6 protein-coding genes are annotated in these 14,024 nt (G+C 73.0%); 2 read left to right on the top strand and 4 right to left on the bottom strand.

Translation table 11 applies throughout. The features are described from left to right. Positions 1-114 precede the first annotated feature (114 nt). Entirely contained in the window at positions 115-3,372 is a 3,258-nt protein-coding gene (locus tag C4V41_RS34420) for a BTAD domain-containing putative transcriptional regulator (protein ID WP_103960149.1), read from the bottom strand. A 273-nt stretch (positions 3,373-3,645) separates the two neighbouring features. Here C4V41_RS34420 and C4V41_RS34415 point away from each other — a divergent pair, with 273 nt between their 5' ends. Then, positions 3,646-7,059 (top strand): M28 family peptidase, encoded by a 3,414-nt coding sequence (locus tag C4V41_RS34415; protein ID WP_235030546.1) that lies wholly within the window; start codon positions 3,646-3,648, stop codon positions 7,057-7,059. Here C4V41_RS34415 and C4V41_RS34410 read toward each other — a convergent pair. Next, complete coding sequence (locus C4V41_RS34410; RefSeq protein ID WP_103960148.1) at positions 7,011-9,950, bottom strand: ATP-binding protein; 2,940 nt, start codon at positions 9,948-9,950, stop codon at positions 7,011-7,013. The genes C4V41_RS34415 and C4V41_RS34410 overlap by 49 nt on opposite strands. Before the next feature lie 132 nt (positions 9,951-10,082). On the opposite strand from C4V41_RS34410, the gene C4V41_RS62175 reads away from it, so the two are divergent. Then, positions 10,083-10,250, top strand: coding sequence for a hypothetical protein (locus C4V41_RS62175; RefSeq protein ID WP_160150493.1), 168 nt, complete (start codon positions 10,083-10,085; stop codon positions 10,248-10,250). Positions 10,251-10,319: 69 nt separating this feature from the next. On the opposite strand, the gene C4V41_RS34400 is transcribed toward C4V41_RS62175, so the two are convergent. Both C4V41_RS34400 and C4V41_RS34395 read right to left on the bottom strand, forming a co-directional pair. Continuing rightward, positions 10,320-11,960 (bottom strand): ricin-type beta-trefoil lectin domain protein, encoded by a 1,641-nt coding sequence (locus C4V41_RS34400; protein ID WP_235030545.1) that lies wholly within the window; start codon positions 11,958-11,960, stop codon positions 10,320-10,322. Positions 11,961-11,975: 15 nt separating this feature from the next. Then, positions 11,976-14,006: a glycoside hydrolase family 2 protein gene (locus tag C4V41_RS34395; protein WP_103960147.1), complete on the bottom strand. Its 2,031-nt coding sequence runs from the start codon at positions 14,004-14,006 to the stop codon at positions 11,976-11,978. Positions 14,007-14,024 lie beyond the last annotated feature (18 nt).

Below are 14,024 nucleotides of genomic sequence, written 5' to 3'. Positions count from 1 at the left end.
CAGCCTCGCCGCCGCCACTGACAGCGGGACGACCACCGGCTGACAACGTCCCGCGGCACTGTCAGCAGGGCGGCTACCGGTCGTGAGCCTCCCGCGGCACTGTCAGCGGGGTGGCTACCGGTCGACGGCCTCCCGCAGCACCGTCAGCGCCGCCTCCCTCGACAGCGCCGCCCCCTTGGCGTACGCCGCCGCGAACCCCTCGGCTCCCAGCGCCTCGGTCGCCCCGGCGGCGACCTTCGCGACATCCCGGTCCCCGGCCACCGCCATCCCTCGCAACGCCACCGCCACCCCCAGCAGCAACGCCGCCCGCCGGGGTGCCGCCTCGGCGAGAGCGTGACCGGCCAGGCCCTCTGCGGCGTCGGCGAGGTCGGTGGCCAGAGGGGAGCCCAGAGCGGTTGCCAGGGCGGCGTCGTGCCTGCGGGCGGCATCCGCCATGTCCCCGTTCGCCTCGGCCAGCCGGCCCAGCGCCGTGTACACGTGCGATCTGGTCCCATCGGCGGTGAACGCGGCGTTCCCCGTGGCGGACAGCGCCGAGTCGAGCCGCCTGGCCGCCTCCGCGAGATCCCCCTCGAACCGGGCGATCTCGCCCAGCTCCAACTGCACCCACGCCATCAGCTCGGGCCGTCCCAGCCGCCGTTCGAGCTCGCCCGCCCGCTCGTAGTCGGCCCGGGCGGCCGCGGTGTCACCCGCCCGCCAGTGCGCGCCGGCCCGCCGCCCCAGCACGTCCACGAGCTCGTCGAGCGCCCCGAGCTCCTCCAGCAGGCCGAGCGCCGTACCCCACAGCCCCATGGCGCGCGCCCAATCGCCGCGCCAGCTCGCTACCAGGGCGAGCTGGTCGAGCGCCTGCGCCTTCCCCCAGCGCTCGCCCACCGCGCCGAAGTCGGCCAGCACCGACTCGAACTCCCGCTCCGCCGCCACGACGGAGCCGCTCAGCAGCGCGATCAGCGCGATGCTGAGCCGTCCGAGAGCCCGGCTCCACGGATCGCTCCCGAGCATCTGATGCCCTCGTGCCGTCGCCACCGGCCCGTCGGGCGGCCCGGTGATCATGCCCCACAACGCCACCCCGAACCGGTATCGGGCCGGCCGGCCGAGTGACTCGACGATCGCGCGCGCCCGCTTCCAGTGCGGCGACCCCGCTTCCGGTACGGCGTGCAGCACGGTCAGTACGTATTCCTCGGCGATCTCGGCGGGCGGCTCGGCCCCGAGGGTGTCGAGGGTGTCGAGGGCGTCGAGGAGCCGGGCGGCGTGCCGGGTGGCCTGACCCCGCCGCCCGCTCAGCCACCAGTACATCGCCAGCGCCGCCACCAGCCGCGCCGCCGCCATCCTGTCGTGCTCCACGCTCCACCGCAGCGCCGCCTGCAGGTTGGCGTTGTCCGCCGACAACCGGGCCAGCCATTCGAGCTGCTCGCTCCGGTAGAGGTGATCGTCGGCCCGCCGCGCGAAGGCCAGGAACCAGGCGGCGTGGGCCTCCCGCAGCCGCTCCTCCTCACCCGCCGCCACCAGTCGTTCCAGGCAGAACAGCCGGATGGTGTCGAGCATGTGGTAGCGCTCACCGTCCGTCTCGACCAGCGACTTGTCCACCAGACCGGCGAGCACGTCATCAACGGGCTCACCGCCGACGGGCCCAGCGCCGACGGGTCCACTGCCGACGGGCTCAGCGCCGCCCGGTTCTGGGCCGCAGACCTGTTCGACCGCCTCCAGGCTCGCGCCCCCGGCGAACACCGCGAACCGCCTGGCCAGCCGCTGCTCACCGGCGTCCAGCAACCCCCAGCTCCACTCCACCACGGCGTGCAACGTCTGGTGGCGGGCGGCGGCCGTGCGGTCGCCGCGCGACAGCAACCGGAACCGGCCGTGCTCGGCCAGCCGGTCGGCGATCTCGGCGACCCCGAACGTCCGCACCCGAGCCGCCGCCAGCTCGATCGCCAGCGGCAGGCCGTCCAGGGCCGCGCAGATCCGCAGCACCGCGTCCAGGTTGCCGGCGTCGAGCGAGAACCCCTGCCGCACGGCCGCCGCCCGCTCGGCGAACAGCCTGACCGCCGGATAGCCCAGGGGATCACCGACAGGGCCGCCGTCGGCCGGCGGGGTGGGCAGGGGCGCCAGCGGGACCAGCCGCTCGCCGGTGATCGCCAGCGGCTCCCTGCTGGTGGCCAGGACGGTGAGGCCGGGACAGGCGGCGAGCAGCCGCCGGGCGAACGTGGCGGCCTCGGCGACGACGTGCTCGCAGTTGTCCAGGATGAGCAGCAGCTCCTGCCCGGCCAGCGCGGCCACCAGCCGTTCGGTGGGATCGGGCCCACCGGCGGCGGACGGCAGCAACGCCGGCTCCCGCAACCCGAGCGCCCCGAGCACGGCCCGCGCCACCTGCCCGCCCCCCTCGACGAGCGACAGATCCACGAAACACGCCGCACCCGCCTGGGCGGCCTCGATGGCCAGCCGAGTCTTACCGGTCCCACCAGGCCCGACGATGGTGATCAGGCGGGCGGTGATGTCCGGGCGCCCGCCGGCGTTCAGACCACCGGTGGCGTTCGGGCCGCCCGTGGTGTTCGGGTGGGCGTTCGGGAGCAGGGCGGCCAGGTTCGCGAGTTCTTCCTCGCGCCCGACGAAGCTGCTGAGCTGCACGGGCGGCCCCGTCAGGGCGGTGCGTCGCCGTTCGCCGCGCAGAATGTCCAGGTGCACGGCGGCGAGCTCGGGCGACGGGTCGGTCCCGAGCTCCTCGGCCAGCAGCCGCCGCGCGTCGTCGAAGACCTCCAGCGCCTCCGCCGCCCGCCCGGCCCCGTGCAGGGCCCGCATGAGCAGCCCGCGCGCCCGCTCCCGAAGCGGCTGCGCGGCCACCAGCTCGCGCAGCCCGGCCACCGGACTGGCCTCAGGCAGCTCCAGCTCCGCCGCGAACAGGTCCTCGGTGGCCGCCAGCCGCAGCTCCTCCAGCCGCACCACCTGCGGCCCGGCGAACGGCGCGTCCGCCACGTCCGCGAACGCCGGCCCCCGCCACAGCCCCAGCCCCTCCCGTAGCAAGGCGGCGGCCTGGAAGGGCCGCCCCGCGGCCAGCAGCCGGCGCCCCTCCAGCGACAGGTCCTCGAACCGGTGCGCGTCCACGCACTCCCGGTCCACGGCCAGCCGGTAGCCGGTCCCGTGGAACTCGATCAGGTCGGCCGGCAGGTGCCGCCGCAGCCGGGACACCTGCGCCTGGACGGCGTTGGCCGCGCCACCGGGCGGACGGTCGCCGTACTGGCCGTCGATGAGGCGTTCGAGGCTCACCATCCGGCCCGCGTCGAGCAGCAGCATCGCGAGCAGGGCGCGCGGACGCGGACCGCCCACGGAGACCGGTTCGCCGCCGGGTGAGCGCACCACGAGCGGCCCAAGGATGCCGAACTGCACGGTGTCGATTATCCCGTACGTACCTGATGACCAGGCGCGACGGAATTATCGGTATGTCCTACCGATGCACATACGTATTTCCCCGCCGGGACCGAGCGCTTAGCGTCGGGCGGCAACAAGGCGAAACGATCCGCTCACTTTCTCTTCACCCCCCATCACCCCCCAATTTCCCCGACATCTCCGCGCACCCAGGCGATCCCGGGTGACGCGGCGGCCGTCGTGTGCTCACAAGCTCCCGGCGGCCCGGGGAAACGCCGAAAGGAGCACTGCAGCGTGAAACGTAAAGCCTTACTCGCGGCGGTCGTAGGCATCGCCACGGCCGCGACGATGGCATTACCCGTGCCATCGGCGAACGCCGCCCCTCCCGGGGCGGCCAAGTCCCAGGGAAACCGCACGCTCGCGGCGGCCGACCCCGCCTCGCTCGCGGCCGCGGTCGCGGACAAGGCCGTCTCCAGCCAGCTCGACGAGCTCACCAGAGGCCCGGACGAGGCCTACAGCCGGGTCTCGGTCACCCCGGGCGCGAGCGACATGTTCTACGTGGCGTACGAGCGCACGTACAAGGGACTGCCGATGGTCGGCGGCGACGCCGTCGTCGTGACCGACGCGGCGGGGAACGTCAGGGACACGGTCGCGGCGAGCGACGCGAGCCCGAGCGGCGTGCCGACCACCGCCACGATCAGCGCCGCGCGGGCCACCCGGGTGGCCAAGACGAAGCTCTCGCGGGTGGACGACACCGCCGAGCCCCGCCTGGTCGTGCTGGCCTGGGGCGACAAGCCCAGGCTGACGTGGGAGGCCGTGGTCGGCGGCATCGCCGGCAGCAAGCCGAGCATCCAGCACGTGTTCGTGGACGCCAGGACCGGCGAGATCGCCGACTCCTACGACCTCGTCCGCGCGGGCACCGGCAACGGCTACTACTACGGCCAGGTCACGATCAACACCAGCGGCTCCGGCAGCTCGTACTCGATGACCGACACCACCAGGCCCGGCATCCAGTGCGGCGGGCAGAACGGCAGCGCCTACACCGGTACGGACGACGCGTGGGGCACCGGCTCCGGCACCAACCTGGAGACCGCCTGCGTGGACGCCCTCTACGGCGTCCAGCGCGAATGGGACATGCTGCGCGACTGGCTGGGCCGCAACGGCATCAACGGCAGCGGCCGCGGCTTCCCCGCCCGCGTCGGCCTCAATGACGTCAACGCCTACTGGAACGGCAGCTACACCAACTTCGGCCACAACCAGGCCAACACCGCGCAGGCGACCCCCATCGACGTCGTGGCCCACGAGTTCGGGCACGCCATCTTCCAGACCACGCCCGGCGGCGCCGGCTCCGGCAACGAGAACGGCGGGCTCAACGAGGCCACCGGCGACATCTTCGGCGCGCTCACCGAGGCGTACGCCAACCACGCCGGCGACCCGCCCGACTACCTGGTGGGCGAGGAGGTCAACCTGGTCGGCCAGGGGCCGATCCGCAACATGTACAACCCGAGCGCGCTCGGCGACCCCAACTGCTACTCCTCCTCGATCCCGAGCACGGAGGTGCACGCGGCGGCGGGCCCGCTGAACCACTGGTTCTACCTGCTGGCCGAGGGCAACAACCCGGGCGGCGGCAAGCCGGCCAGCCCGATCTGCTCCGGCGGGCCCTCGTCGGTCACCGGCGTCGGCATCCAGAACGCCGGCAAGATCTTCATGGGCGCGCTCGGCCGTAAGACGTCGAGCTGGCGCTACACCAACGTGCGCGCCGCCTCGGTCGCGGCCGCCATCGAGCTGTTCGGCGCGAGCAGCGCCGAGTGCAACACCACCAAGGCGGCGTGGAGCGCGGTCAGCGTGGCGGCGGCGTCGGGCGAGCCCGCGTGCGGCACGCCGGGCAACGACTTCTCGCTCACCCTCAACCCGTCGGCCGGCAGTACGGCACCGGGCCAGCAGGTGACGGCCACGGTCAACACGCAGACCACCTCGGGCAGCGCCCAGACCGTGAACCTGACCGCGTCGGGGCTGCCCTCCGGCACCACGGCGACCTTCACCCCGGCCTCGGTGACCTCGGGCGGCTCCTCGACGCTGCGGCTGTCGGTCGGGGCGTCCACGGCGCAGGGGACGCACCGGATCACCGTGACCGGCGCGGGCACGACCAGCCACACCGCCACCTACACCCTCACGGTCGCCACGGGCCCGGGCGGTGACGACCCGCCGGACATCAGCCTGGCCAACATCAAGGCGCACCTCACGCAGTTCCAGTCGATCGCGACCAGCAACGGCGGCAACCGCAGGTCGACCACGAACGGCTACCTGCAGTCGGTCACCTACGTCGAGAACCAACTGCGCGCGGCCGGGTACAACGTCGTCCGGCAGGCCTGCGGCACGAGCACCTGCACCAGCGGCGCGGGCCCGAACCTGATCGCCGACTGGCCCGGCGGCGACGCCAACCAGGTCATCATGTCCGGCGCGCACCTCGACAGCGTGTCGGCCGGACCCGGCATCAACGACAACGCCTCGGGCTCGGCGAACCTCCTTGAGGTCGCGCTGACCCTGGCGCAGCGGAACCCGACGCTGGCCAAGCACGTCAGGTTCGGCTGGTGGAGCGACGAGGAGCAGGGGCTGAACGGCTCAGAGTTCTACGTCGCCTCGCTCAGCGCCGCCGAGCGGTCGCGGATCCAGGTCTACTACAACTACGACATGACGGGCTCCACCAACGGCGGTTACTTCATCAACAACATCAACACCGCCGGGGCCACGTACCTGAAGGAGTTCTACGACCGGCTCAGCCTCCAGCCCGAGGAGAACGTCGAGGGCGCCAACCGCTCCGACGACGCCTCCTTCCGCAACGCCGGCATCGCCAGCTCGGGCGTCGCGGCGGGTGCCAGCGCCACGAAGACGTCGGCGCAGGCGGCCAAGTGGGGCGGCACGGCGGCGCGGGCGTACGACTCCTGCTACCACGCCTCCTGCGACACCACCACCAACATCAACGACACGATCCTGGACCGGGCGGCGGACGCGGCCATGTACGCGATCTGGAAGCAGGCGGTCGGCGGCACCCCGCCCACGCGCGACTTCTCGATCTCGGCGAACCCGGCCTCCGGCACCGTGCAGGCGGGCTCGGCGGCGACGTCCACGATCGGTACGACCACCACGGCGGGCACCGCCCAGACCGTGAACCTGTCGGCGAGCGGCCTGCCCACGGGCGCCACGGCCGCGTTCAGCCCGGCCTCGGTGTCCTCGGGGAGCTCGTCCACGCTGACGATCTCGACCGCGGCCACCACGCCGGCCGGCAGCTACACCGTCACGGTGACCGGCACGGGTGAGACGGCGACGCGCACGACGACGTACGCGCTGACCGTGCAGAGCACCTCGGGCGGCCGGACGTTCACCAACGGCACCAACTATCCGATCGCCGACTTCAGCAACACCCAGAGCTCCATCGTCTCCACCGCGTCGGGCACCGCGACCACCCCGGTCCAGTTGTCCATCACGATCAGCCACACCTGCGCGGAGGACCTCGACATCTGGGTACGCGGCCCCAACGGCACCTGGTACGCGGTCGACCGCTACGGCGGCACGACGTGCACCCAGTACGGCACCAGGACGTTCTCCGTCCCGGTGAGCCAGCAGGCGGCCGGCACCTGGGTGCTGGACATCGAGGACGTCTACTCCGGTGACACCGGCTTCCTCGACTCCTGGAGCATCACCGTCTGACCATCCTGCGGGGGCCCCGCGAGGGGCTCCCGCACCTCTGCCCGCGTCCGCACTCCCAGCTTCTGCAGCACCTTCGCCACGTGCGTGTCCACGGTCCGCTGCGACAGGAACAGCACCTCGGCGATCTCCCTGTTCGTCCGCCCGAGCGCGACCAGCCGGGCGACCTCGCTCTCCCGGGGCGACAGCACCCCGCTCCCGGTCCTCCTGCCGCGCCGGGGCGCGCTCGTCCCGCCGATCTCGCGCAGCAGCCGCCGGCAGCGGGCCGCGTCGTGGGTGGCGCCGAGCGCCGCGTACCACTCGACGGCGTCGGCGACCAGGCCGGCGGCCCGCTCCCGGTCCCCGAGCGCCAGGCACGCGCCCACCTCCCACTCGGCCGCTCGCGCCGCCGCGTAGGGCCGGGGCATCGCCTGGTACGCCTCCCGCGCCCGCGCGAAACACCGGGCCGCCTCGTCGAACCCGCCCGCGTACCAGGCCAGCGCCCCCCGCGCGGAGTCGAGCCCCGCGTACGCCGACGGCGCGTTCCTGCCCTCGATCCCCGCCGCGAACTCGGCCACCAGCCCGGCCGCCTCCTCCGCGCGCCGGGCCCGCAGCAGCGCCGCCACCGAGGTGGGCACGAGCCAGTCGCCCCACACCCAGACGCCCTTGCGGCGCAGCCTGGTCACCGCCGCGCCGGCCTCGCGCAGCGCCTCCTCCAGCGCGCCCCTGGTCAGGTGGAGCTCGACCAGCCCGCTGGAGGCCGCCACGGCGACGGGCAGAAAGCCCGAGTCCAGATCCCGTACGCCGGCCGCCTCGAACTGCTCGCCGGCCTCGTCCCACTCGCCCCTGGCCAGGGCCAGCACGCCGAGCGCCAGCCGGGCGTCGACCGCGAGCAGCGGCGCCTCGAACAGCGTCTCCACGGCGGCGGCGGCCCGTTCGCGCAGGCCGTCCCAGCGCCCGGTCAGCAGGTCGAGGCGGATCGACGACATCTCGACCAGGAACACCGGGTAGAGCGCGCCGGTCTCCTCGGCGATCCGCCTGCTCTGGCCCGCGAACCGCTCGGCCGCCTCGTAGTGCCCGAGCGCGAGGGCGGCGTCGTACAGGTTGGAGTAGCCGCGCGCCACCTGCCTGCGCACCGCCGTGGACGGGTCGTTGACCGGCAGCGTGCCGGCCAGCTCGAACGCGTCCTGCGCGCCCACCAGCATGGCCAGGCTGACCTTGTTGGCCAGCACGGCGGCGGTCAGCTCGGGGTCCTGGTCCTCCAGCAGGAGCTTCTCCGCCTGGGCCATCCACTCCTCGTGCGTGGCGAGCGGCTCGGCGCCCCACGCGGGCATCGCCAGCAGGGCCAGGCCGCGGGCGGCGAGGCTGGGGCTGTCGGTCAGGTCGGGGAGCGCGGCCAGGATCTCCTGGCGGCCGGCGGCGACCGAGCCCGCCTGGTTGGACAGCAGCACGCCCAGGTTGAGGCGGGCCTCGCCGCGTACCCGCTGGGACAGGAAGTCGTCGGAGAGCAGGTGGCGCAGGATGCGGACGACCCGCCGGTGCGACAGGCCGATCGCGGCGACCCTGCTGAGCCGCAGCGCCAGCGGGCCGCGGGCGTCGCTGGGGAGCTTGGGGTCGGCGAGCAGCCCTTCGAGCACCTCGACGGCCAGCGGGATGTCGCCGAGGGCGGCGGCGTGGTCGGCGGCGGCGCTGCCGTGATGCTGCCAGGCGGCGAAGTCGCCGGCGCGGCGGGCGTGGTGGGCGAGCTGGACCAGGGGTGGCGGGTCGAGCGCGGCCAGGGCGTCCATGGCGCGGCGGTGGGTGAGCCTGCGGTCGGGGCCGGGGATGGCGTCGTAGACGGCCTGCTGGGCCAGGGTGTGGCGGAAGCCGTACTGGCCGTCCTGGTGTTCGAGCAGCACTCCGGCCTGCAGCGCCTGGCTCAGGCCGCGGTCGGTGGACTCTTGGGGCAGCCCGGAGACGGCGGCGATCAGCGGTTCGTCGGCGGGCAGGCCCAGGACGGCGGCGGCGTGCACGGTGCGCAGGCCGGCCGGGGTGAGCCCGGTGAGCCGTTCGGCCATGGCCTCGCGCAGCAGCATCGGCACGGCCATGCGATCGAGTGCCTCCGGTTCGGGCAGGCGGCCCTCGTCGTCGAGCAGCGAGCGCACCACCTCCTCGATCACGAACGGTACCCCCGCCGTGCGTTCGTGCAGCTTGGCGGCGAAAGCGGCGAACGCGGCGGCCCCGGCGGCGCCGGGGATCGGTGCCGGATGGCCGAGCAGCGCGCCGGTCAGGCTGCGCACGCCTTCGACGTCGAGCGGCGTCAGCGAGATCACCTCGCAGCGCACGCCGGGCGCCCGCCGGTACGCGTGCCCGAACGGCAGCCCCGGCACCGGCAGCTCCTCCCGCCGGAACGTCACCACCAGCGCCAGCCCGTCCGGCGGCTGGCCGCTCAGGAAGCGCAGCAGGTCACGGGTGCCGTCGTCGGCCCAGTGCAGGTCCTCGACCACCAGCACGACGGGCCCCGCCGCGGCCAGCAGCGCGTGCACCGCGCGGAACAGGTGGTGCCGCTCGGCGCGCGGGTCGTCGAGGGGCGACGGCGACGGCGCGGCCGGCAGCCGCCCCGCCAGCTCGGGCAGGTAGCCGCGCAGCACGCCGGTGACCGGGCTGAGCCGGTCCAGGCCGGGCAGCGTGATGTGCCGGATGGCGTCGAGCACGGGCCCGTACGGGAAGGGCTCGCGGATCTGGTGGCAGTGGCCGAGCAGCACCGTCCGCTCGCCGCCGAGCAGCGGGTCGATCGCCGCCCGGACGAGACTGGTCTTTCCTATACCCGCCTCGCCCTGCACCTGGGTGACGGCGGGCGGGCTGGTGAGGGTGGAGACGAGTAATCGCAGCTGGGCGTCTCGCCCGACCAGCGCAGGAGAAACCAGGCTTGCCATCGGGATCTCCGTTACAGTGCGGTTTACTCCCCTTGTCGAAATACCGTTATCCACTAACGGTAAGCACGGGTCAAGACTCAGCCGACATGCGCCTTCTCCGCCGGGGCGGGCAGGTCGAGGCAGTCACGCAGCTTGACCGGCTGGAGGAACAGGGTCGCGATCAGGCCGACGACGGCGATGGCCGCCGAGATGAGGAAGATGTGGCCGGTCGCGTCGCCGTACGCGGCCCCGTACGACCAGTCGCACCGGCTCCGGCAGCGCCGCGATGTTCAGCGAGCCGCCGCCCGCCGCGCCCGTTGAAGGGAGCTGTGCCGGAGTACGGGCGAGCGTCCAGGATCGGCCGCTCGCCCCTTCTCCTCCGATAGCCGTCTATGCGGGCAGGTTCCACTTCTGCGGGTCCAGGCCGTTGCAGTCGTAGATCTGGAGCTTGGTCCCGTTGGCCGTGGCGCCCTGCGGGGCGTCGAGGCAGCGCCCCGACTGCGGGTTCAGCAGCGACCCGTTCGCCTGGGGCACCCACTTCTGCCCGCCGTTGGTGTTGCACTGCCAGAGCTGCACCTTGGTGAAGTTGGCGGTCCCGTTGGCGTCGATGTCCAGGCACTTCCCGAACGCCCGCAAGGTCCCGTCAGGATGCTTCGACCACCGCTGCCCCGTGGCGACGCCGCAGTCCCAGAGCTGGGCCGCGTTGCCGTTGGTGTTCGTGTTGGTGTCCACGTCCAGGCACTTGCCGGCCCCCGCGGGCCCGGTGATCTGGCCGGCCTTTCCGGGCAGTGTGCCGATCCCGTACCTGACCTGGCACTGGTTCCCCGTGAGATGGGTGGCCGCCAGGTAGAGGAAGTCGGTCCCGTTGGCCAGCGGCGTGATCGGCGAGCTGTACCCGGGGCAGGACGGCTCACCGGCCGAGTAGCCCCCGGTGGGCGAGATGTTCACCGGCGCCTCGATCTCGGTCCACGCCCCCGCTCCGAGGTTCGTGTTGGCGAACAGCACCTGGCCCGACTCGCCGAGCACGGTCTTGTTGCCGGTCGGCCCGGCCACCACCCGCTGCCCCGACAGCAGCAGGGTCCCGTTGGCCCCGCCACCGGGCAGCCAGGCCACGTACGGCGTGTGCAGCAGCTCCCGATCGTCCGACGTGCGCACCAGCGTGCCCGCCCCCGACCCCCAGTTCAGCCCGTCGGAGCTGGTCTTGGTGTACACCTCGCAGGCGTGGTCGGCGTTGGTGGCGTCCCGGCACATCTCGTACGCCATCAGAAAGGTGCCGTTCGGCAGCGCCGTCACGATCGACATGCCCGGCCTGGCTAGGTTGTCGGCCGGGAAGGCCACGTCCTGGGTCAGCGTGGCGCTCCACGACTGCCCGCCGTTGGTGGAGGTGTAGTGGCCGATGACCTGGTTGTTCGTGGCGGTGTTCGCCGGCCGCTCGTCGGAGATGAAGCAGGCCAGCGTGTTGTTCGGCGCCAGCAGGAACCACGGCTCCCAGATGCCGTGCCCGATCGTGTTGGGCAGGCCGCTGGTCTGGGTGCAGTTGGACAGGTACGTCCAGCTCGCCCCGTGGTCGGTGCTCTTGAACACCTCGACCTTCTGGGCCGTGAAGTTGCCCTCCGCCCAGGCCGTCCCGGCGGCCAGCAGGTCGCCCTGGTTGAGGCCGTTCGCGGTGCGCGGCACCTCGTACAGGACCGGAGCCCCGAGACCCCAGCCGGCGGTGTGCGAGGTGACCGTCGAGATCGGGTTCGCCGACCAGGTGCGCCCGCCGTCGGTGCTGCGGTGGATCGGGAACGACGAAGGGCCGCTGTGGTTACGGCGGGCGAACGTGGCCAGCATGGTCTCGTTCGGCGAGCCGTCGTGGTCGAGCCTGATCGCCCTCGGGTAACTGGCGTCACCCTGGGGGAAGGTGGTCAGGTTGGGGGAGTAGAGCACCTGGCCGGCCGGGGCCGCCGAGGCGGGACCGGCCAGTGCGCCCAAGGACGCCGCGACCAGGGCTAACGCCGCCAGCAGGCGGGTGGGGGATGCGAATCGCAACGGTTGTCTCCTTTGTTAGGGACGGTCGTCTCCGATGACGAACTCGGTGTGGGTGTCCACGTCCACGGCCGACCTGGCCAGCACGGCGCCGTCGCTGACCAGGGCGATGTGCAGCCGCCCGCTCGTCCAGCCCGCGGGCAGCCCGGCGTGGATCTCGGCGGGGCCGCTGAGCAGGAACGGCTTGGCCTCCACCCACGGCCCCTCGTCTCCGAACGAGGCGGGGGCGGGGCGGAGCACGGGGGTCCAGGTGGTGTGCAGGTGCCCGTTGACCGGCTCGGTCCCGTGGTGCGAGATCCGGACCGGCACCGTGACCTCGCCCGTCTCGCTCAGCAGGTCACGGCCTGGCGCGACGGGCACGACGTCGAGCACGAACGTCGTGGTGGCGTTGACGTCGGCCGGGTCCACGCCGGCCAGGTCCTTGGCCCGGCGCTCGAAGTCGAGCAGGCCGGCGGACTCGTGCTCGATGTCGTACAGCTCGGTGTAGACGTAGCCGGCCAGCCGGTCGTGGCGGCGCAGCTCCTGGGTCTGCCAGCGCAGGTTCCAGCCCCGCTGGAAGCCGGTGAAGCCGCCGCCGTACTCGCTGTTGAGGTTGGGCAGGCCGCGCAGCGGCTGGGACGGGACGCCGGCCAGCTTCTTGCGCACCACGTAGTCGGGCCCGAGCCGTACGGGGAAGTCGTCCTGGTCGCCGTCCATGAGCGCGGCGACCGTCCGGCCCCAGGAGGCGGCGGACTCGTCGTAGTAGTGCCAGTCGAGCAGGTCGGTCCTGACGTGGGTCCAGCCGGAGTTGTCCACCGCGGGCCGGCTCGGGTCGAGGGCCTTGAGCAGCTCGTACGCCCGAGCCGCCGCCTCCTGCTTGGCCGGGTCACCGGGGATGTCCCAGTCCAGGCCCCACTCCTCGTTGTACAGACCCCAGATGACGATCGCCGGGGAGTTGCCGTCGCGCGCGGCCATCGGCGCGATCTGCTCCTCGAACGCCGCCACAGAATCCGCCGAGAAGCGCCCGGTCGCGGCCGGCTCGGCCCACACCAGCATGCCCATCACGTCGGCGTGGTGGACGAAGCGCGGGTCCTCCAGCTTGAGGTGCTTGCGCACCAGGTTGTAGCCCGCCGCCGCGGCCAGCTCGATGTCGTGGCGGAGCGCGGCGTCGTCGGGCGCGGTGATCCCCGTGCGCGGCCAGTACCCCTGGTCGAGCACGCCGCGCACGAACAGCCGCCGCCCGTTGAGGTACAGGTCCTCGCCGATCACCTCGATCCGCCGCAGCCCGGTGTAGGCCGCGACCTCGTCGGTGCCGTCGGCCGAGGTCAGCGTGGCGTCCACGTGATAGAGGTGCGGGTCCTCGGGCGTCCACAGCCGCGGCTCGGCCACCGGGAGCACGATCTTCGCGAACCCGTCCACGATCGGGACCTCGGCCGACAGGCTCGTGCCGCGCAGCCGCAGCCGCAGCGCCGACTCGGCCGGGCCCGCCACCTGGGCCTCCACCTCGATGCCGTCCAGCCGTTCCGATGGCCGCAGCTTGAGCGCCGTCAGATGGGTGGCCGGGCGGCCCTCCAGCCAGACGCTCTGCCAGATCCCCGACGACGGGGTGAAGCACACGCCGTCGAAGTCGTCGCGCGGGATGCTGCGCTGCTTGCCGTGCGCGATCTCCCGCTTGTCGGTCGGCGAGGAGACCCGTACGACGACCTCCTGCGGGCCGTCGCCGCGCAGCGCGCCGGTGATGTCGGCCTCGAACGGCGTGTACCCGCCGCGGTGCGTGACCACCTCGACGTCGTTGACCCAGACCGTGGCCTCGTGGTGCACGGCTCCGAAGTGGAGCACGACCCGCCGGCCGGCCCACGTGGCGGGGACGGTGAATCGGCGGCGGTACCAGGCCAGGGGCAGCCAGTGCTCCTCGATGCCCGACGCCGGTGTCTCCCAGGCGAAGGGCACGGTGATGGTCCGGTTCCAGTCCTGCTCGGTGTCGGCCCGGAAGTCCCAGTCGCCGTTCAGGCTCGACCAGGTGTGCGACCGGTCGAAGTGGGGCCGGGGATATTCCGCACGCGGCGTCATGGTGCTCCGTTTCATGGG

The organism is Nonomuraea solani (assembly GCF_900108335.1).
Taxonomy (GTDB): domain Bacteria; phylum Actinomycetota; class Actinomycetes; order Streptosporangiales; family Streptosporangiaceae; genus Nonomuraea; species Nonomuraea solani.
The sequence above is the reverse complement of the archived record's forward strand: the minus strand, read 5'-3'. Positions and strand labels throughout refer to the sequence as shown.

Bases quoted from the DNA above. Each gene is read 5' to 3' on its own strand.
- C4V41_RS34395 (WP_103960147.1), bottom strand. From the start codon at position 14,006: ATGACGCCGCGTGCGGAATATCCCCGGCCCCACTTCGACCGGTCGCAC.
- C4V41_RS34410 (WP_103960148.1), bottom strand. From the start codon at position 9,950: ATGGCAAGCCTGGTTTCTCCTGCGCTGGTCGGGCGAGACGCCCAGCTG.